The sequence below is a fragment of the Mesorhizobium sp. M0174 genome (assembly GCF_040322275.1).
In the GTDB taxonomy this organism is placed as follows: domain Bacteria; phylum Pseudomonadota; class Alphaproteobacteria; order Rhizobiales; family Rhizobiaceae; genus Mesorhizobium.
The window spans coordinates 124739-145100 of the sequence record NZ_JAMYTB010000007.1 but is presented as its reverse complement, the minus strand read 5'-3'; the positions used below and the strand labels follow the sequence as shown (position 1 = coordinate 145100).

Annotated in this window: 21 protein-coding genes; 18 read left to right on the top strand and 3 right to left on the bottom strand. The window is 62.8% G+C overall.

Annotation, left to right across the window (positions count from 1 at the left end; translation table 11 throughout):
- Window positions 1-25 precede the first annotated feature (25 nt).
- Window positions 26-628 (bottom strand): sulfotransferase family protein, encoded by a 603-nt coding sequence (locus tag NKJ13_RS16680; RefSeq protein ID WP_352644430.1) that lies wholly within the window; start codon window positions 626-628, stop codon window positions 26-28.
- 120 nt (window positions 629-748) lie between these two features.
- Window positions 749-1999 (bottom strand): NAD(P)/FAD-dependent oxidoreductase, encoded by a 1251-nt coding sequence (locus NKJ13_RS16675; protein ID WP_352777898.1) that lies wholly within the window; start codon window positions 1997-1999, stop codon window positions 749-751.
- A 422-nt stretch (window positions 2000-2421) separates the two neighbouring features.
- Between NKJ13_RS16675 and NKJ13_RS16670 the strand changes: the two genes are divergently transcribed.
- From NKJ13_RS16670 to trmB, 17 genes are all read left to right on the top strand, one after another.
- Window positions 2422-3714: an imelysin family protein gene (locus tag NKJ13_RS16670; protein ID WP_352777919.1), complete on the top strand. Its 1293-nt coding sequence runs from the start codon at window positions 2422-2424 to the stop codon at window positions 3712-3714.
- A 54-nt stretch (window positions 3715-3768) separates the two neighbouring features.
- Window positions 3769-4080: a (2Fe-2S)-binding protein gene (locus NKJ13_RS16665; RefSeq protein WP_352506130.1), complete on the top strand. Its 312-nt coding sequence runs from the start codon at window positions 3769-3771 to the stop codon at window positions 4078-4080.
- Complete coding sequence (bfr, locus tag NKJ13_RS16660; RefSeq protein WP_023676883.1) at window positions 4046-4531, top strand: bacterioferritin; 486 nt, start codon at window positions 4046-4048, stop codon at window positions 4529-4531. Before NKJ13_RS16665 ends, bfr begins: the two co-directional genes overlap by 35 nt.
- Window positions 4532-4543: 12 nt before the next feature.
- Window positions 4544-6148, top strand: coding sequence for a di-heme oxidoreductase family protein (locus NKJ13_RS16655; RefSeq protein ID WP_352506131.1), 1605 nt, complete (start codon window positions 4544-4546; stop codon window positions 6146-6148).
- Complete coding sequence (locus NKJ13_RS16650) at window positions 6148-7221, top strand: imelysin family protein (protein ID WP_352644427.1); 1074 nt, start codon at window positions 6148-6150, stop codon at window positions 7219-7221. Before NKJ13_RS16655 ends, NKJ13_RS16650 begins: the two co-directional genes overlap by 1 nt.
- A gap of 2 nt (window positions 7222-7223) precedes the next feature.
- Entirely contained in the window at window positions 7224-8330 is a 1107-nt protein-coding gene (locus tag NKJ13_RS16645; RefSeq protein WP_352506133.1) for a DUF1513 domain-containing protein, read from the top strand.
- Between the two features lie 159 nt (window positions 8331-8489).
- A complete protein-coding gene (tsaB, locus tag NKJ13_RS16640; RefSeq protein ID WP_352777896.1) occupies window positions 8490-9182 on the top strand; it encodes a tRNA (adenosine(37)-N6)-threonylcarbamoyltransferase complex dimerization subunit type 1 TsaB in 693 nt (230 codons plus the stop codon).
- Window positions 9182-9676 carry a ribosomal protein S18-alanine N-acetyltransferase gene (rimI, locus tag NKJ13_RS16635; protein WP_254816257.1) on the top strand — a complete coding sequence of 165 codons (495 nt, stop codon included), beginning with the start codon at window positions 9182-9184 and terminating at the stop codon, window positions 9674-9676. The genes tsaB and rimI overlap by 1 nt, the downstream gene beginning before the upstream one ends.
- 21 nt (window positions 9677-9697) lie before the next feature.
- Entirely contained in the window at window positions 9698-10498 is an 801-nt protein-coding gene (gene olsA / locus NKJ13_RS16630) for a lyso-ornithine lipid O-acyltransferase (RefSeq protein ID WP_352506135.1), read from the top strand.
- A gap of 62 nt (window positions 10499-10560) precedes the next feature.
- The gene (gene miaB, locus NKJ13_RS16625; protein WP_352751480.1) at window positions 10561-11970 is read left to right on the top strand and encodes a tRNA (N6-isopentenyl adenosine(37)-C2)-methylthiotransferase MiaB; all 1410 of its coding nucleotides are present in this window, start codon (window positions 10561-10563) and stop codon (window positions 11968-11970) included.
- Window positions 11971-12053: 83 nt separating this feature from the next.
- Entirely contained in the window at window positions 12054-13046 is a 993-nt protein-coding gene (locus NKJ13_RS16620; RefSeq protein WP_352464821.1) for a PhoH family protein, read from the top strand.
- Window positions 13047-13063: 17 nt separating this feature from the next.
- The gene (ybeY, locus tag NKJ13_RS16615; RefSeq protein ID WP_352506137.1) at window positions 13064-13561 is read left to right on the top strand and encodes an rRNA maturation RNase YbeY; all 498 of its coding nucleotides are present in this window, start codon (window positions 13064-13066) and stop codon (window positions 13559-13561) included.
- 28 nt (window positions 13562-13589) lie between these two features.
- On the top strand, window positions 13590-14663 hold the full coding sequence (locus tag NKJ13_RS16610; protein ID WP_352448597.1) for a hemolysin family protein: 1074 nt from the start codon (window positions 13590-13592) through the stop codon (window positions 14661-14663).
- Between the two features lie 69 nt (window positions 14664-14732).
- Window positions 14733-16319 (top strand): apolipoprotein N-acyltransferase, encoded by a 1587-nt coding sequence (gene lnt, locus NKJ13_RS16605; RefSeq protein WP_352506138.1) that lies wholly within the window; start codon window positions 14733-14735, stop codon window positions 16317-16319.
- Between the two features lie 137 nt (window positions 16320-16456).
- A complete protein-coding gene (locus tag NKJ13_RS16600; RefSeq protein WP_023676895.1) occupies window positions 16457-16876 on the top strand; it encodes a helix-turn-helix domain-containing protein in 420 nt (139 codons plus the stop codon).
- 331 nt (window positions 16877-17207) lie between these two features.
- The gene (gene metK / locus NKJ13_RS16595; RefSeq protein WP_023719567.1) at window positions 17208-18497 is read left to right on the top strand and encodes a methionine adenosyltransferase; all 1290 of its coding nucleotides are present in this window, start codon (window positions 17208-17210) and stop codon (window positions 18495-18497) included.
- 11 nt (window positions 18498-18508) lie between these two features.
- Window positions 18509-19210 carry a tRNA (guanine(46)-N(7))-methyltransferase TrmB gene (trmB, locus tag NKJ13_RS16590; RefSeq protein WP_352740330.1) on the top strand — a complete coding sequence of 234 codons (702 nt, stop codon included), beginning with the start codon at window positions 18509-18511 and terminating at the stop codon, window positions 19208-19210.
- A gap of 60 nt (window positions 19211-19270) precedes the next feature.
- Here the strand turns inward: trmB and NKJ13_RS16585 are convergent, their stop codons facing one another.
- The gene (locus NKJ13_RS16585) at window positions 19271-19435 is read right to left on the bottom strand and encodes a hypothetical protein (RefSeq protein ID WP_352644412.1); all 165 of its coding nucleotides are present in this window, start codon (window positions 19433-19435) and stop codon (window positions 19271-19273) included.
- A gap of 281 nt (window positions 19436-19716) precedes the next feature.
- Here NKJ13_RS16585 and rimP point away from each other — a divergent pair, with 281 nt between their 5' ends.
- Complete coding sequence (gene rimP, locus NKJ13_RS16580) at window positions 19717-20349, top strand: ribosome maturation factor RimP (RefSeq protein ID WP_352740332.1); 633 nt, start codon at window positions 19717-19719, stop codon at window positions 20347-20349.
- Window positions 20350-20362: the final 13 nt, after the last annotated feature.

Here is a 20362-nt window from a genome sequence, read left to right as displayed (position 1 = left end):
GCCGAGATAGGCGGCAAGCCGCCGTTCAACGCCCTATGCGAGCACGAAATTCGGCAGTCGAATTGGTGCGTGGAAACGGTTCGGAAGGCAACTGTACACCGAGAAAGGCACAAAGCGGCTCCCACCCTTCGGAGGCCTGATAAGTAAGAAGGCGTTCAGGTGGCAGCGTTGATTTCACGGAAGCGTTATGTGCTTCATAGACAGCGATTGCGTGATCACGGTTATCAAATCGACCGCCAAAGACAGTGTTTCCAATCACCGCCACACCAAAGGACTGTGGATCATTGGTAGCAGCATCCATCGTGAGCCCTATTGTTTGCGCCATGCTGTCATACCAGGCTTCGGGGTCACGAACTGTCAGGATAACCTTCGCATCAGGGTAGTGGTCACTCACTTCGCGCCAAAAATGCGCCGTTGGCCAATCGACCGCCGAAAGATAGCCGGCATATGCCGCATCCCAGGTCGGGAGTTGTCCCTGGCCGGCTGCGCGCCACAGCGTCTTCTGCTCGGGATTGGCGTGGACATCTGCCATGTGATGACACGGCCCGAACCCAAGATGCTCCAACGCGAGCTTCAGCGAATATGTGCCAGTGCGACCCATGCCTGCGCCAATGACATATAGAGCCATGAGCACCCCCCGACGATTTCAATTGGTCAAAATACCGCTGTTTCCTTTACTTCGCTATATGTTTGAAGGTCAGCTCCCGGTCGAACTAGACTAGGTCATTCAGGGTGATTGGGTTTGATCTTATCCCGCAGCGCGGACAGGCTCTTCTTCCTGGAAGGCGGCGAGCGCCGCCTTCAGCCCGTCGGGCCCAGTCGCGACAATCTGCGGCGACGGCGAAAAGCCGGCGCCGAGCATCTTGCGGCCAAGCATGTGGTCGCCGGGCCGGTTGACCGATTCGATGCCGAGCAGCCGGCTTTCGGCGTAGTGATAGATAGAGAATTTGTTCTCGGCCACGTCGCCCAGCACGAGATGGCTGTCGCCGCCCGCAATCAGGCCGACCATCTGCAGCTTCATGTCGCCGATATCGGACCAGAACCACGGCACCGCCGAGTAATTGTCGGTGTGGCCGGCGATGGTGCGTGCGGCGAGCCGCGCCTGGTCAGTGGCGTTCTGCACCGATTCCAGCCGCACGTCGCCGCCTGTGAACCAGTGCCGGTAGGACGCCGCGTCGCCGATGGCGAGGATTTCCGGCACCGACGTGCGCATCTGCTGGTCGACGCGGATGCCGTTGGCGATGGCAATGCCGGCGGCTTCGGCCAATTCGACATTCGGCACGACGCCAATGCCGATGACGACCATCTGCGCCGGCAATCCTTCGCCAGATGAGGTGATTGCAGCCGAAACACGGCCGTTCTCGCCCTCCAGCCGTTCGATGGTGGTGCCGGTAAGGATGCGCACACCGGTCGCCTCCAGCCGCTGGCGCACATGGCCGGCGATGACCGGCGCGACGGCGCGCCCGAGCAGCCGGTCGACCGCCTCGACCACCGTGACCTTGCGGCCGGCGGCGGTGAGCGTTGCGGCAATCTCAAGGCCGATGAAGCCGCCGCCGAGGATGACGACCTCCTCGCTTTGCGCGCTTAATTCGCGGATCAGGCGGGCATCACTGAGCGAGCGCAGCGACACAACGCCAGAAAGCTCCGACCCCGGCAGCGGCAGCAGGCGCGGACGCGCGCCGGTGGCGAGGATCAGCCGGTCGAACGGCAGCACGCCGCCTGATATCTCCAGCCGGCGGCCGGCGACGTCGATCCGCTCGACCCGCAGGCCTGGCCGGTAGTCGATGGCGCTGCCGGTATAAAAAGCCTCGCCGCGCAACGGTTGCGGCTTTGCTTGCTGATCCTTGATGAAGGTCTTCGACAGCGGCGGCTTGTGGTAGGGCAATTCGTCTTCGTCGCCGATCAGGATTACCGGCCCGTCATAGCCTTCTTCGCGCAGACTGGCGGCCGCTTGCACGCCCGCATGACCCGCACCGACAATGACGACCCCGATCTTCATAACAGCCCGATTCCTCACCCAAATCTAGGACGTCACGCCAGGTGGCGATTGTCTGGTCCCGCCGCAAGAGCGCCGATCCGGGTCGCACCCGGAACGGCCGCCTGTCAACCGCGTCATGCGCCGGCATTCCTATACATCGGTGTTAAAGTTGACAGTTCTAGTTTAGAATAATTCTAAACTATTGTTTCAATTGAATTTTTTCTACGCCACCAGTTGACATCCGGTGTCTTCGCCGTTTTATGGAAGCTCGCGCGTCAGCGCATCCCTTTGATGTCTGGGCCTTGAACCCTTTCGATTGGAGGCATTTCGGTGTCTTTCTTCCGCGAACCGCGCGATGGCGCGACCCTTCTTTGCCCGCTGGCAGCTGCCCGCCGCGGCGCCGGCATTTCATTGATTCCCGAGGAGAGACAGTCATGAGAACGATGATCAGGGCACGGTATGGCGGCAGGCTTGCGGCGATCGGGGCCACCGCGATGCTCACGGCGGCTGTGTTCGTGCTGCCGGCCAAGGCGCAAACCGATGCCAAGGCGGTCATCAAGACCTATTCCGACATCGCGCTCGCCAAATACGAGGATTCGCTGATCACGGCCGAGGCGCTCGACAAGGCTGTCGATGCGCTGCTCGCCAAGCCATCGGCCGAGACGCTGAACGCCGCCCGCGAGGCCTGGAAGGCATCGCGCGTTCCCTATCAGCAGACCGAGGTCTATCGCTTCGGCAATGCCATCGTCGACGACTGGGAAGGCAAGGTGAACTCCTGGCCGCTCGACGAGGGCTTGATCGACTATGTCGCCAAGGGCTACGGCACCGAGTCGGATGCCAACGCTTTATACACCGCCAATGTGATCGCCAATAAGTCGATCGAGATCAACGGCAAGAAGGTCGACGCCACCAATCTGACGCCGGAGTTCCTCTCCGGCACCCTGCAGGAGGCCGGCGGTATCGAGGCCAATGTGGCGACCGGCTATCACGCCATCGAATTCCTGGTTTGGGGTCAGGACCTGCACGGAACCGGTCCGGGCGCCGGCGAGCGGCCCTACACCGATTACGACCTCGCCAATTGCACCGGCGGCAATTGCGACCGTCGGGCGCGATACCTGAAATCGGCGAGCGACCTTCTGGTTTCCGATCTAAAGGATATGGTCGACTACTGGAAGGAAGGCGGCGCCGCCCGCAAGAACCTTGTCGATGGCGAGCCGAACGCCGCCATTTCGACCATCTTCACCGGGATGGGCTCGCTGTCCTATGGCGAACTCGCCGGCGAGCGGATGAAGCTCGGCCTTTTGCTGCACGATCCGGAAGAGGAGCATGATTGCTTCTCCGACAACACCTACAACTCCCATCTCTACGATGCGATCGGCATCCGTGCCGCCTATCACGGCAGCTACACGCGGCTTGACGGCACTGTCGTCGAGGGGCCGTCGGTGGCCGACATGGTCAAGGCGGCCGATCCGGCGATCGACAAGGAATTGTCGGCTAAACTGGATATCACCATCGCCAAGATGGAGGCCATCAAGGCGCGGGCGCTTGCCGGCGAGGCCTATGACCAGCAGATCGCCGAGGGTAACGCTGACGGCAACGCCACCGTGCAGGCGGCGATCGACGCGCTGGTCGATCAGACCAAGTCGATCGAACGCGCCGTCGGCACCCTGAAGCTCAATGCCATCGCCTTCGAGGGCTCGGACAGCCTCGATTCACCGGACAAGGTGTTCCAGTAAACTTCGAAACCAACAGCCACGCGGCGCAATGAGCGCCGTTAGCCAGAGCGACAAATGCTGATCTGCCATTGCAACATCATCACCGAAAAGGAGATAGAGCAGACGATCGTCGGACTGCTGGATGAGGACCCCTGGCAGCTGATCGTGCCGGCGAAGGTCTACCATGCCATGCACAAGCGCGGTCGCTGTTGCGGCTGCTTCCCAAATGTGGTCGAAACGATCATTCGGGTCACCGAAAATTATCACGCCCGCTCGGCGGCGAGCGGCGTGGACATCGTTTCACACCTGGATCGCGTCAGAGGCCTGCGCGTCCAATACGGGAGCAGAATCCATGAAAGGCGAACAGCAGATCATAGAGCGGCTTAACGAGGCTCTGTTTCTGGAACTTGGAGCGGTCAATCAATATTGGGTGCATTTCCGGCTGCTGGAAGACTGGGGATACGCCAAGCTGGCGAAGAAGGAACGCGCTGAATCGATCGAAGAAATGCACCATGCCGACCGGCTCGTGGCGCGCATCATCTTCCTTGAGGGCCATCCGAACCTGCAGTCCGTGGCGCCGCTGCGTATCGGGCAGAATGTCAAGGAAGTGCTCGAATCCGATCTTGCCGGCGAATATGACGCGCGCACCGCCTACAAGCGTTCGCGCGAGGTTTGCAACGAAGCAGGCGACTACGTGACGATGAAGCTGTTCGAGGAATTGCTGGCTGACGAGGAAGGTCACATCGACTTCCTCGAGACGCAACTCGACCTGCTCGCCTCCATCGGCGAGGAAAAGTACGGCCAACTCAACGCAGCGTCGGCCGACGAGGCGGAATAAGGACATGCCGGAATGCGGCGCCCCCTAGATTTCTTGCGCCGCTTGCCGGCCGAAGATTGCGGCCTGCCGCCTCAGAAGAAGCCGCGGTACGGGATCCTTCGCGGCCCTTTTCTTGCCGTGGTGGCGACGCTCACAGCCTCGGCGCTGGCCGGAGCGCCGCAACCGGCGGGGCTTGCCACCAGCCGCACCGATCTGACGCCGAAGGATCTGGCGCGCGTCATCGCGATCACCAGGCCGACCAGCGATTTCTCCAAGCCCGAGCAATTCGAATTGATGCAGGGCGGCGCCGGCACCTCGAAGAAGGACGTCAACAAGGATGCCTTCTCGCAATCCTCCGCCAACATCGGCTTCGAGGAAGAGGGTACCTTCAAGCTCGGCAATGCCATTTTCCGCAAGAACTGGGTGTCGTCGCCATCCTCGACACAAGCCTCGGATGGGCTCGGTCCGCTGTTCAACGAGCGCGCCTGCCAAAACTGTCATCTGAAGGACGGCCGCGGCCATCCGCCCGAAGGCGACAGCGGCACCACCTCGATGTTCCTGCGCCTGGCAAGGGAAGCCAGTACCGAGGAGGAGAAAGCCGCACTCGCCGATCACAAGGTGCTCAACTTTCCCGACCCGGTCTATGGCACACAACTTCAGGAGCTAGCCGTTCCCGGCCTGCAGGGCGAAGGCAGGATGCATGTCGATTATCAGGAGCAGAAAGTAAAACTGGCGGACGGCAGCGTCGTGTCGCTGCGCAAGCCGAGCTATTCGGTCGAGGGTCTCGCCTACGGGCCGCTCGATCCGCACACCACGCTGTCGCCGCGCATGACACCGCCGATGATCGGCCTTGGCCTGGTGGAGCAGATCGCTCCTGCCGACATCCTTGCGCATGCCGATGCGACCGACCGCGATGGTGACGGGATTTCCGGCAGGCCCAACATAATACGCGACAGCAGCAGCGGTGAACTGACGCTCGGCCGTTTCGGCTGGAAGGCGCAGGCGGCTTCGATCCGTCAGCAATCGGCGGACGCTTTTGCCGGCGATATCGGCATTTCGACGCCTGAGGTGCCGAGGCACTGGGGCGATTGCAGCGCCGCAGAAAAGACCTGCCTTGCCCTACCCAACGGTGTACAGGAGCGCCTCGGTCCGGTCGAAGCGCCGCCGCCGGTCGTGGACCTCGTCACCTTCTATTCGCAAAACCTTGCCGTGCCGGCTCGGCACGATCTCGACAGACCGGATGTGCTCGCCGGCAAAAAACTGTTCTACGATATGGGCTGCATCTCCTGCCATACGCCGAAATTCGTCACCCGTCGCGGAACCCCGAACAGAGCGCACGCCTTCCAGCTGATCTGGCCTTATTCCGATTTCTTGCTGCATGACATGGGACCCGGCCTTGCCGACGGACAGGCGGTGGGCGAGGCCACGGGAAGCGAATGGCGCACGCCGCCGCTGTGGGGCATCGGGCTCACCCAGACCGTCAGCGGCAACACCTTCTTCCTGCATGACGGGCGCGCACGCAGCCTGGCCGAGGCAATCCTGTGGCATGGCGGCGAGGGCGAGAAGGCGCGTGACCGCTTTGCCGCTGCCAATGCGGCCGAACGCGCCGCGCTGATGAAGTTTCTGGAGTCGCTCTGATGCGGAAGCGTCTTGCACTCGCGCTGATGCTGGTCCTCGCCGATGCGCTGCCGGCATCCGCCGCGGTGAAGGCTTCGGATGTGATCCAGCGGGCGATCGACGGCTTCGTCCGCCCGGCCTATACCAGGCTGCATGACCACGCGGACAGCTTGGCCAAGACCATGCACGCGCTTTGCCAGGCGCCTTCGCAAGATACTCTCGATGCGGCACGCGCCGAATTCTCAGGCGTCGTGGATGCCTGGTCGGTGGTGGAAATCATCCGTTTCGGGCCGATCGCCGAAAACAACCGGCTTGAGCGCATGCTGTTTTGGCCGGACCGCAAGAGCATCGGCCTGAAGCAGGTGCAGGCAGCACTGGCCGGCAAGGATCCGGCGGCCGCCGATCCGGCCCAACTGGCGACAAAGAGTGTCGCCATGCAAGGGCTCGGCGCATTGGAGTTCGTGCTCTACGGCGATGACGCCGGTCAATTGGCCGGCAAGGGCGACGCCTATCGCTGCGCCTATGGTGCAGCCATTGCCGGCAATGTCGAGACGATTGCCGCCGAGGTCGGCGAGGCCTGGAACAAGCCCAACGGCTTTGCCGCGCTCTGGGCCCATCCCGGTCCGCAGAACGCGCTCTATCACGACGGAACCGAAGCGGTGACCGAACTGGTCGGCGTCTTCATCAACGAGTTGGAAATGGTTCGCGACGTGCGCCTGAAAGGCTTCCTGGGCGCCAAGCCGGAGGCCGACAAACCGAAACAGGCGATTTATTGGCGCTCGCAGAACACCGCACGCTCGCTGACCGGCAATCTGGCGGGCATGGATGCGCTGTTCCAGGCCTCCCAGCTTGGCGATGCGCTGCCGCCTGATGCACGCTGGATGGCGGAATCGGTCCACATCCAATTCACCAACGGGATCGAGGCCGCCAAGGCGATCAGGGGTCCGATCGACAAGGCACTAGCCGATCCGACGTTGCGCCAGAAGCTCGACTACTTCGCACTGGTGACATCCAGCCTGACGACCCTGATCGGCACCAGGCTGACCGCCGAATTCGGCCTGACCGCCGGGTTCTCGTCACTGGATGGCGACTGATCATGAGGACGCCGCTGATCGATCGGCGCGATTTCCTGAGGGCCGCGGGCGCTGGTTTCGTGGCGGCGATGGCGCCGTCGGCCTGGGCAAATACACTCGACGCCGACGCGGTCTTCGCCACGGCTTTCGTCAAGCGCGACGGCAGCTATGGCGCGGCCGTCCTGTCCGAGGCCGGCAAGTTGTTGCACACGATCGATCTGCCCGATCGGGGCCACGACGTTACCTTCGACCCGGTGTCTAAGCGTTCGGTGGTGTTTGCCAGGCAGCCGGGCACCTTTGCTGTCGTCTTCGACCATACCGGCCGCGATGAACCGCACACCATTGCCAGCGTTGCCGGCCGGCATTTCTTCGGCCATGGCGTGTTTTCGGCCGATGGCACGCTGCTCTACGCAACCGAGAACGATTTCGACAATGCCGACGGCGTCGTCGGCGTCTATGACGCGCATGCGAAATTCAAGCGCATCGGCGAGTTCCCGACCTACGGCACAGGCCCGCACGAGCTTTTGCTGCTTTCCGACGGCAGGACGATTGCTGTGGCCAATGGCGGCATCGAGACGCATCCGGATTATGGCCGCGCCGAGCTCAACATCGCAACGATGAAGCCTTCCTATGTTCTGGTCGACCGCCTTACCGGCGATCTCACCGAAAAGCACGAATTGCCGCCAGCGCTGCACCAACTGTCGATCCGCCATATGGATGCCGACCGCTCCGGCACCGTCTGGTTCGGCTGTCAATACAGGGGGCCGGGTACCGATCGTCCCCCACTGCTCGGCCGCGCGCCGCGCGGCATGGACTTGAAATTGCTCGACATGCCGCAGGACGTGCTCTCGGCCTTCAGAAATTATATCGGCTCGGTCGCGGCCAACCCTGCCGCCGGCACCATCGCCGTGTCTTCGCCTGAGGGGAATTCGCTTGCCGTGATCGACACGGCCAGCGGCCGCATCGTCGCCAGCAAGGCGCTGGTCGAGGTCTGCGGCGTTGCACCCGATGGGGAAAGCTTCATGGCGACGACCGGCGCCGGCGAAATCGTCGAGGCCGGTGGCTCGATACGTTCCGAGCCGGACTATGTCTGGGACAATCACCTGCTGCGTATCGAGCAGGTCGGCTAGTTCCGATACCTATTGTGGCGATTGCGTGCGTTGGAACTTACATTCTTGGACCCGCGCCGAAGCCAAGTCGCCTGACGATTTATCCATTATTCCCTTGCGGGGATCAGCTCTGGCGGGCAGAGGGAAGCTGTTTTCGAAACTGTCTCAACCGGCCGCTTCATGAAGTTGCTTGCCATCGACTGTGCCGCCAATCTCTGCGCCGCCTGCGTCTACGACGCGGCGGCCGGGAAAGAACTCGGCCGTTCGGTGCTCGATCTCGGCAAGGGTCATGCCGAGCATCTGATGGGTGTCATCGAAGGCGCGTTGAAGGCGGCCGGAAGCGATTATGCCAGCCTCGGCGCCATTGCCGTTTCAACCGGTCCGGGCTCCTTCACCGGACTGCGTGTCGGCGTCTCGGCGGCGCGCGGCCTGGCGCTGGCGCTGAAAATCCCGGCGATCGGCGTGACGACTCTGGAGGCACTGGCGGCAGAGACCGCAGCGATATTTCCCCGCCGCGCCGTGATCGCAGCGCTCGATGCAGGCCGCGAGGAGATCCATGCGGCACTTTACGATGAGAGGTCGGTTCTGATCTATGGTCCGGCTGTGACCACGCTCTCGCACGCCGCAGCCATGGCGATCGACATCTCTCCGGTTCTGGCGGGCACGGCGGCAACCCAAATTGCCGCGGCGGCCGGACGCAGCTTCGATCTCGGTGAGACGGCGGCCACCGCCGACATCGCTGTCTATGCGCGGCTGGCCGCGGCCCAAGGTGCCGGTAAACACGGCGAGGCCGAAAAGCCGAAACCGCTTTATCTGCGGGGCGCCGACGCCAAGCCGCAGGCCGGCTTTGTTCTATCCAGGCAAAAAAACTGATGCGTATTCCATTCCTCCAGCCGCGTCGCAGGGACTATGCGATCGAGCCGCTGACGGTTGCCGACAGCGCGGCCATGTCGGTGCTGCATCGCGAGGATTTCGCGCGGCCGTGGACCGACGACGAATTCGCCGCGCTGCTCGAGCAGGACACGGTGTTCGGCTATGCCGCGCGCGAGACCGGACAGGGCGCCAAGCCGCCGGTGGGCTTCGTCCTGGCGCGGCTGGCCGCCGGCGAGGGGGAGATCCTGACGGTCGCAGTGGCACGCTCGCACCGGCGCCGGGGGCTCGGCTGGCAATTGATGGATGCGGTGCTGCGTGAACTGCACGCACAGCGCGCCGAGGCGCTTTTCCTTGAGGTCGACGAGACCAACGTCGCCGCGATCGCGCTCTACCGGCGGCTGGGCTTCCGCGAGGTCGGCAAGCGCGCCAACTATTACAAGTCGCCGGAGCACGGCCCGACCGGCGCCCTTGTCATGCGCCGCGATCTTCGCTAGCCAAACGCCGGGGTGGTGCGGATGATCGGAAAAATCAGGATTTTCCTGGCGCTGGGGCTGGTTGTCGTCGGCTCATTGGTGCTTGTGCCGCTGCAGGTCTTGTCGATGAAGACCGGGCTCTGGCGCGAGACCTTCATCCTGAAGATCTGGCACAGGATGATCATCAGGGCGCTCGGGCTGCGCATCCATGTCAAAGGGGCGCTATCCGGCCAACGCCCATTGCTGGTCGCCGCCAACCACATCTCCTGGACCGACATCATGGTGCTGGGATCGATGGTCGACGTGACGTTCATCGCCAGAGCCGACATGGCCGGCTGGCCGCTGATCGGCATGCTGTCGAAGCTGCAACGCACCGTCTTCATTGAACGTGAGCGCAAACGTTCGTCGGGCGACCAGGCGAGCGAGATCGCCCGCCGGATGGCCAAGGGGGACGCCATGGTGCTGTTCGCCGAAGGCTCGACCGGCGACGGCAACATGATCCTGCCGTTCAAGAGCACACTGTTCGGCGCCGCTACGATGGCGATTGCTGAAGGGGCGGCCGAACAGGTCTTCATCCAGCCGGTGGCGATCGTTTATACGCGCCTGCATGGCGTGCCACTCGGCCGCCGGCATCGGCCGGTTGCCGCCTGGATCGGCGATGAGGAGCTGATGCCGCACCTCAAGGTGCTAATGGCCGAGGGCGCTCTCGACGTCGAGGTGCATTTTGGCGAGGCGATTGCTTTCTCCAAGGGGTCCAGCCGCAAGGAGACGGCAAAGCAGATGGAACGCCAGGTGCGCGAGATGGTGCAGGCGGCGCTCGCCGAACCGCGCCCGAGCCGGTAGTCTGCTCGGTACCGGCCAGATTCGTCTGTTTTTTGTCAGGGAAAGGCGCTAGAAGCCGCGAAATGGAATTGAACACGATAGAACGCGACGACATCGGCGCTGCCGCCGAAGACCTGGTCGTTCTGCCTGCCGCGACCAGGAAGGTCTTCGTCAAGACCTATGGCTGCCAGATGAACGTCTACGATTCGCAGCGCATGACCGATGCTCTGGCCATCGACGGCTATGCCGCGACAGACGCCATTGGCGAGGCCGATCTGGTGCTGCTCAACACCTGCCACATCCGCGAGAAGGCGGCGGAAAAGGTCTATTCCGAACTTGGGCGCATCCGTGAGTTGAAGGCGGAACGTGCCAAGGCCGGGCGCGAAATGCTGGTCGGCGTCGCCGGCTGCGTGGCGCAGGCCGAGGGCGCCGAGATCATCCGTCGCTCGCCGGTGGTCGATCTGGTCATCGGCCCGCAGACCTACCACCGGCTGCCCGGTGTGCTGGCGAAGGCGCGGAGCGGAGAAAAGATCGTCGAGACCGACTATGCCGTCGAGGACAAGTTCGAGCATCTGCCGCAGCCCAAGCGCGCCGAACTGATCAGGCGCGGCGTGACGGCGTTCTTGACCGTTCAGGAAGGCTGCGACAAATTCTGCACCTTCTGTGTCGTACCCTATACGCGCGGCTCGGAAGTCTCGCGGCCGGTGGCACAGATCGTCGCCGAAGCCGAGCGCCTGGCGGATGCCGGCGTGCGCGAGGTGACGCTGCTCGGCCAGAACGTCAACGCCTGGCATGGAAGAGGCGAAGACAGCGAGGAATGGGGCCTTGGCCGGCTGCTGTTCAGGCTCGCAGAGATTCCAGGTCTGGCGCGGCTGCGCTACACGACCAGCCATCCGCGCGACATGGACGATGAATTGATCGCCGCCCATCGTGATTTGCCCGCGCTGATGCCCTATCTACATTTACCGGTGCAATCCGGCTCGGACCGCATACTCAAGGCGATGAACCGCAGGCATATGGCCAAGGACTACCTGACGTTGATCGACCGCATCCGTGCCGCGCGGAACGACATCGCACTGTCCGGCGATTTTATCGTCGGCTTTCCCGGTGAGACGGAAGCGGATTTCGAGGCGACGATGCAGTTGGTGGAAGACGTCAACTATGCCTCGGCCTTCTCGTTCAAATACTCTCCGCGGCCCGGCACGCCGGGCGCCGAAATGAACGATCAGGTGCCGGAGGCCGTCAAGGACGAGCGCCTGCAGCGATTGCAAGCGCTGCTTCTGAAACAGCAGCAGCATTTCGGCGCAAGCCTGGTCGGCAGGACCATCGACACGCTGGTCGAAAAGCCGGGCCGCCAGGCCGGCCAGAAGGTTGGCCGCTCGCCGTGGCTGCAGCCGGTTATTGTTGATGAAAAGGCCGGCGAAATCGGTGACATTATCCAGGTACGAATCACGAAGGCGGGCTACAACAGCCTGTTCGCCGAATTGGCCTGAAGGCCTCGGCAGATGAGGAGAGACGGTTGAGCGCTGCTGAAGTCAAGAACCTGCCCCAGAATCTACCCTCCGGGGCCTCGGATATGGCGCACATCGTACTGACTTTCGACAATAACAAGCTTGCCAGCGCCCTTTACGGCCAGTTCGACGAGAATCTGGCCAGGCTCGAGCAGAAGCTCGGCGTCGACATCCGCTCGCGTGGCAACCAATTGACCATCAAGGGCTCTTCCTCAGCCGCCGAGCAGGCACGCCGCGCCTTGGACAATCTTTACGGCATTCTGCAGAAAGGCACTGATATCGGCCAGTCCGATGTCGACGGCGCGGTGCGCATGGCGATCGCCACCGACGACCAGCTGACGCTGCCGACGCTGGAGCGCAAGGGCAAGGTGTCCGCCGCCCAGATATCGACACGCAAGAAGACCATCTATGCCCGCTCGCTGAACCAGGACGCCTATATGCGCGCGCTGGAGCGGTCGGAACTCGTCTTCGGCATCGGCCCGGCCGGCACCGGAAAGACCTACCTGGCGGTGGCGCACGCGGCAATGCTGCTCGAACGCGGCATGGTCGAACGCATTGTGCTGTCGCGCCCCGCGGTCGAGGCCGGCGAACGGCTTGGCTTTCTGCCGGGCGACATGAAGGAGAAGGTCGATCCCTATCTGCGGCCGCTCTATGACGCGCTCTACGACATGATGCCTGCCGACAAGGTCGAGCGGGCGATTGCCGCCGAGGTCATCGAGATCGCGCCGCTGGCGTTCATGCGCGGCCGTACGCTGGCGCATGCCGCCGTCATCCTCGACGAGGCGCAGAACACCACGCCGATGCAGATGAAGATGTTCCTGACCCGGCTCGGCGAGAACTCGCGCATGATCGTCACCGGTGATCCGACCCAGATCGATCTGCCGCCGAACACCAAGTCCGGCCTGGTCGAGGCGCTGAGAATTCTCGACGGCGTTACCGGCATGGTGACGGTCCGCTTCAATGAAGGCGACGTCGTCAGACATCCGCTGGTCGCCGAGATCGTCAAGGCCTACGACCGTGACGGCAAGCTGGCCAGGGGCTTAGGTGTCGAAAGCTGATATGATTATGCGGCCGCATGGCTGAGGAGCAAAAGGCGGGAGGGCCGCTTCCCGTCGAGATCGATATCGCCATAGAGGCGGGCGACTGGCCCGACGAGACGACGCTGACGCGGCTGGTCGACCACGCCGTATCGGCCGCCTTTGTCGAAACCGGTGCGGACGGCCGTTCCGAGCTCAGCATCGTCTTCTCCGACGATGCCCATATCCGTACGCTCAATGCCGGCTGGCGCGGCAAGGACAAGCCCACCAACGTCCTGTCTTTTCCGGCTTTTCCCTTTACCAGGGGCGGGCCTCTGCCGCCGATGCTCGGCGACATCGTGCTGGCCGCCGAGACTGTCGCGCGCGAGGCGGCACTGGAAGACAAGCCCGTCGAGGACCATATCTCCCATCTCGTCATCCATGGCCTGCTGCATTTGCTGGGCTATGATCACGAAACGGATGCCGAAGCGGATCTGATGGAAGCGACAGAGCGCGCAGCACTTGCGAGGCTTGCCATTCCCGATCCCTACACGTAATTACAAAAGACCAATTGACCGGACGATGATGAACGACAAACCAGAGACTGCCGCCCGCTCCGACGCCGGCAGTGTGATCAAGCCTTCCGAAACGACGGAAGAGGGCTCGAGTCCGAGTACCACGACCGGCAGCTTCGCCAGCGAGGCATCGCCTGCCGGTCCTTCCCTGTTCGATCGCGTGCTCGGGCTTTTCAGGCACCGCAACGGCACCAGCCTGCGCGAGGAGATTGCCGGTGCGCTTGCCGAAACGGCGAGCGATGCAGAATCCTTCTCGCCCGGCGAACGCGCCATGCTCAACAACATCCTGCGCCTGCGCGAAGTGCGGGTCGAGGACGTCATGGTGCCGCGCGCCGACATCGAGGCGGTCGAGATCACGACGAAGCTCGGCGATCTTCTGGGGCTGTTCGAACAGTCCGGCCACTCCCGCATGCCAGTTTATTCGGAGACGCTCGACGACCCGCGCGGCATGGTTCATATCCGCGACGTGCTGGCGCATATCACCAAGGTCGCCCGCGTCAGAAAGGGCAGGACGACCAGGAAAACCCCGGTCGCGACGGTTCTCGATCTCGCCCAGGTCGATCTGGCGCGCACCATCGGCGATCTCAACCTGATCCGACCGGTGCTGTTCGTGCCGCCGTCGATGCTCGCCTCCGACCTGATGGGGCGAATGCAGACGACGCGCACCCAGATGGCGCTGGTCATCGACGAATATGGCGGCACCGACGGCCTCGTCTCGCTCGAGGACATCGTCGAGATGGTAGTCGGCGACATCGAGGACGAGCATGACGAGGACGAGCCGATGATCACCCAGGCCGGCGAAGGCGTCTTCATCGTCGACGGCAAGGCCGAGATCGACGACGTCGCCAAGATGATCGGCGAGGATTTCGCCGCCGGCGAGCACGGCGAATATGTCGACACGATCGGCGGCATGATCTTCAATACGCTTGGCCGGGTGCCGGCGCGCGGCGAAGTGGTGCAGGCCATACCCGGCTTCGAGTTCCATGTGCTCGACGCCGATCCGCGCCGCGTCAAGCGCGTGCGCATCGTCGAGACCTTGAAGGGCGAGCGGCGGCGCCGCGCCGTGCGCACCGAGCAGGCTTAGGGTTTGTTTGGAGGCAAGCCCGCGGCCTGATAAATCTTGCGTCCTGATTCGCACGACTCGGAAGCATTGATGGAGCGCCAGGCCGGCCGGATAATTCTGCTTTGGGGCTGGCGGCGCGCGCTGGTGGCGTTTCTTGCCGGGGCGCTGGCGGTTCTTGCCCAGGCGCCTTACGATTTCTTCGCCGTCTGCTTCGTTTCGTTCCCACTGCTGGTGTGGCTTCTCGATGGCGCGACCGGCGAAGCCTCGGACGGTTTTCTGCGGCGCTTGCGGCCGGCTTTCGCCGTCGGCTGGTGGTTCGGTTTCGGCTACTTTCTTGCCGGTCTCTGGTGGGTCGGCTCGGCGCTTCTGGTCGAGGCCGACAGCTTTGCCTGGGCCTTGCCGTTCGCGGTGGTCGGCATCCCCCTCGCGCTGGCCTTCTTTTACGGTTTCGCTGCCGTGGTTGCCCGGCTGTTGTGGAGCAACGACATCGGCCGCATCGCCGCGCTCGCCTTCGGCTTTGCGCTGGCGGAATGGCTGCGCGGCTTCCTGTTCACCGGCTTTCCGTGGAATGCCGTCGGCTATGCGGCGATGCCGGTGCCTTTGCTGATGCAGAGCGTCTCGGTGACCGGCATGGTCGGCATGAACGCGCTGGCGGTCTTCGTCTTCGCGCTGCCGGCGCTGCTTGCGGCGCGCCAGCATCTTCGCCTCGGCGCGGCGTTGCTTGTCGTTCTCGTCGCCGCCCATGCCGGCTTCGGCTATATCCGGCTCGCCGCCCCCGAAAAACCGGCGGCCCATAGCCTCGACGTCCGTATCGTGCAACCTGCCGTCGATCTCACGGAAAAATGGGATGCCTCGGTGCGTGACCGCATCTTCGCCACCATGATGGGGCTTTCGGCCAGGGCACCGGAACCCGGCCATGACAGGCCGCAATTGATCCTGTGGCCGGAGACCTCCGTGCCGTTTCTGTTCACCGAACGTCCGGATGCCTTGCCTGCCATCGGAGAGATGCTTGGCGATGGCCAGATGCTGCTTGCCGGCGTCGTTCGCGAGGAAGGCGGCTCGGCGGCTCGCAGCCGTTACTACAACTCGGTCGTGGCGATCGACGAAAGGGGCGAAATCGTCGATGCCGTGGACAAGGTCCACCTGGTCCCCTTCGGCGAATATCTGCCTTTCGCCGATCTGCTCGGCCGCCTCGGGCTTGAGCAGCTTGTTGCCGGTCCGATGACCTTCGCGGCCGGCAATGAGCGGCACCCGATCGCGCTGCCCGGCGGTATGCGGGCGCTGCCGTTTATTTGCTATGAGGTCATCTTTCCCGATCTCGTCGCGGTTGACGCTACGACAGCCGCGCTTATTGTGAACGTCACCAATGACGCTTGGTTCGGCGACACGCCGGGGCCGTACCAGCACTTCAGGCAGGCGCAGATCCGGGCGGTGGAGAATGGGGTGCCCCTGTTGCGCGCGGCTAATAACGGCATTTCGGCCGTTGTCGACCCGCACGGTCGCATCGTCGACGCGCTGGCAATCGATGCACGCGGCGCCATCGATGTGCGTGTGCCGATCTCCAACCAAGCCATCGTTTCCTCCAGCCAACGACGCATTAACGGAATGCTGATCATGTTTTTGCTCGCCGTAGCGGCATGCATTTTGAACGTAAGGCAAAGGCTACGGGCGAATTGACAGCCGACACATTAGAAACTCATACTGTAAGCGCCTGAAAATTTTCGAAGTCGATAAGGTCGTTCTGTTGGGGCACGGGCCGCGGCGTCGTTTGGGCAGCAAAGTAGAAAAAGCCGGAAAAATTCGGCGAGGACAAAATGACAGAAGAAAACAAGAAAAAGCCGAATCCGATCGACATCCACGTCGGAAGCCGCATCCGGCTTCGCCGCAATATGCTGGGAATGAGCCAGGAAAAACTGGGCGAAAACCTCGGCATAACGTTCCAGCAGATCCAAAAGTACGAAAAGGGCACCAATCGCGTTGGCGCCAGCCGTTTGCAGGCAATCGCCTCCATACTCGGCGTGCCCGTCGCCTTCTTTTTCGAGGATGCGCCCGGTCAGGAGCCCGTGGGCAACCGTGGATTTGCCGAGGATGCGTCGATGACCTCCGCCGTCGAATTCTGCGGCAGCCCGGAAGGGCTCCAGCTGAATCGCGCCTTCGTCAAGATCGCCGACGTGAAAGTGCGCCGTAAGATCATTGAGCTTGTGAAGTCGCTCTCCACCGACGAGGTCGATTGACTGGCTCGCGAAGAGTTCAAAGAGGTAGAGTTCGTCGTGGCTGGGCAGGCAATTTCTCGCGCTTGCCCGCATCGAGGGATGTGCATTCCGCAGATGCGCCAAAGCGCGGATCGATTTTGCTCGACACGCTTCCTCGAAGCCGTTTTCCCTCAGTCTGTTGGCGCAAGGGCTGATCGCAGTGCGCCCTGCCGCCGTCTCGGGATGCAAAGATAAATAACGTCAAAATTCATGCCAGAACGGCTGCATGGCTTGACGACCGGCGCCCGGCACCGTTAACAACTGGCGCGCCAAAATCGGCGGCCTGCCGATATTTTTTCAAGAGGGGACACCCGTGACGCGGCACAATTACTTCTTCACCTCGGAATCCGTTGCCGAGGGCCATCCCGACAAGGTCTGCGACCGCATCTCCGACGAGATTGTCGATCTCGTCTATCGCGAAGCCAGAAAGACCGGCATGGACCCGTGGAAGGTCCGCGTTGCCTGCGAGACGCTTGCGACAACCAATCGCGTTGTCATCGCCGGCGAGGTGCGCGTCCCCGAGACGCTGCTCAAGAAGGACAAGGAGGGCAATGTCCTGAAGGATGCGGCCGGCCATCCGATTGTCAACCCGGCCAAGTTCAAGTCGGTCGCCCGCAAGGCAATCCGCGAAATCGGCTACGAGCAGGCCGGCTTCCACTGGAAGACGGCCAAGATCGAGGTCCTGCTGCACGGCCAGTCGCCGGATATCGGCCAGGGCGTCGACAACGCCTCCGACCGGCAAGGTGAGGAGGGAGCCGGCGACCAGGGCATCATGTTTGGCTATGCCTGCCGCGAAACCCCGGACCTGATGCCTGCGCCGATCTATTACAGCCACAAGATCCTCGAACTGCTGGCCGCTGCGCGCCATGAAGGCAGCGGTGATGCAGGCAGGCTCGGGCCGGATGCCAAGAGCCAGGTCACCGTCCGCTATGTCGACGGCAAAGCGGCGGAAGTGACGCAGATCGTGCTGTCGACCCAGCATCTCGATGAGACATGGGATTCGAAGAAGGTGCGCAACGTCGTCGAGCCCTATATTCGCGAAGCACTGGGCGACCTGAAGATCGCCGACAATTGCAACTGGTACATCAACCCGACCGGCAAGTTCGTCATCGGCGGGCCCGACGGCGACGCCGGCCTGACCGGCCGCAAGATCATCGTCGACACCTACGGTGGGGCTGCGCCCCATGGCGGCGGCGCTTTCTCCGGCAAGGACACCACCAAGGTCGACCGCTCGGCCGCCTATGCGGCGCGCTATCTCGCCAAGAACGTGGTTGCCGCGAAGCTCGCCGATCGCTGCACTATCCAGCTTTCCTATGCGATCGGTGTCGCCCAGCCGCTGTCGATCTACGTCGACCTCCACGGCACCGGTAAGGTCGACGAGGCAAAGCTCGAGCGTGCACTGCGCACCGTGATGGACCTGTCGCCGTCTGGCATCCGCCGCCACCTCGATCTCAACAAGCCGATCTATGCCAAGACGTCGTCCTACGGCCATTTTGGCCGCAAGGCCGGCCGCGACGGATCCTTCTCCTGGGAGAAGACCGATCTCGCCAAGGCGCTCAAGGACGCTCTCGCCGAACCGGTCGCCGAAGCAGTCGCCGCCTAACCGCGGCGCCTATGGACCCGAAGGACCGGCCAAGCCGTGCGACCGAGGCCTTTTTCGGTCGCCGGCGCGGCAAGACCATTCGACCACAGCAGGCAGCGGCGCTGGAGAGCGGCTTCGCCGCCTACAGGCTCGATCTGACGGTTGAACCGCCGGCCGATCTGCGCAGCCTTTTCGAAGCCGAAGTTTCCGCTGTCCAGCTCGAAATCGGTTTTGGCGGCGGCGAACATCTTCTGCACCGTGCTACGGCCAGCCAGGCGACCGGCTTTATCGGCGTCGAGCCTTTCGTCAACGGCATGGCCAAGATGATGATGGCGGTCCGGGAGCGGCCGCTTGCCAATCTGCGCGTCTATGATGACGACGCCACGCGCCTGCTGGACTGGCTGCCGCAGGCTTCGCTTGACGGCATTGACCTCCTCTATCCGGATCCGTGGCCGAAGAAGAAGCACTGGAAGCGGCGCTTCGTCAGCCCGGTCAATCTCGACCGCTTCGGGCGCGTCCTGAAGCACGGCGGAAAGTTCCACTTTGCGTCCGACATCGACAGCTATGTGAACTGGACGCTGCTGCATTGCCGTGCGCACGGCGCCTTCACGTGGCAGGCAAGCGAAGCCGCCGACTGGCATCGGCCCTATGATGGCTGGCCGGGGACGCGCTATGAGGCCAAGGCCATTCGCGAAGGCCGACGGCCCGCCTATCTGACCTTCGTGCGGAAATAATCGGGAAATTAGAGCTGAGCACAAGGCGAGCGGGCCGAAGGCTCTCGGCGCTCACCTGGCTCAGAAGCGACGGATATTGTCGAAGGCTGCCGGCTCCATGCCGAGATTGCGCAGATCATGCGCACGCGGCTTGCGACCGTTTTCCACAGCCCGCGACGCTGCTACGGCGCTGCCGAACACGCTAAAGACATCGCCTATGGCTGAAAAAAATCCACGATTGTTCATGATCGTACCCTTTCGAGCGCAGTGAGCGCTCCAATTGTGCAATGCAATATAGATAGTCGTGCGTGGCCGGTGCTCAAAGGGGGATCACTGCATGGGCGCCATGCATTTGGCGCAGCGCTGCGGACTCGGAGCCTTGCCGTCATGCACGACGGGCTTGAAACGAGGACCACGATCGTCTATATCAGCTTCAAATTCTTGGTCGGTATGACGAAGAGTGGGTCCACCCGGTCCCGCTCTTTTTTATTACCTGCCGACCAACAGGGATCGAGCGACAGGACCGAATGACAGTCATGGCAAGCGAAGGCGACGATCGCATCATCCGCGAAAGCGGCATCGATGCGCGCATCGCGCTGATCGTTCAGCCGGTACTGCGGGCCATTGGCTTCCGCCTGGTACGTGTGCACCTGTCGGGCCAGAACGGGCTGACGCTGCAGATCATGGCCGAGCGCGAGGACGGCACCATGACGGTCGAGGATTGTGAAGAGGTCAGCCGGGCGGTGTCGCCGGCGCTCGATGTCGATGATCCGATCGAGAAGGCTTATCATCTCGAAGTGTCGTCGCCGGGCATCGACCGGCCGCTGGTCCGCAAATCGGACTTTGCAGCCTGGACCGGCCATCTGGTGAAGACGGAGACGTCGGTTCTCGTCGCCGACCGCAAGCGCTTCAAGGGCAGGATCGCCGAAAGCGACGCGGACGGTGTGGTGATCGAGCGCGACAAGGCCGCTTACGGCGAGGAGCCGACGGTGCGTGTTCCGTACGATGCGATTGCCGAAGCGCGGCTGGTTCTGACCGACGATCTTATCCGCGATGCACTGTCGAAGGACAACCGGGCGCGCAAGGAAGCCAGGAAACGCCGCGGCGAACCCGAAGACGCACCAGCGGGTGCGGAAGACGAAACCGAACAGGAAATGTGATTGGGCTCCCGGC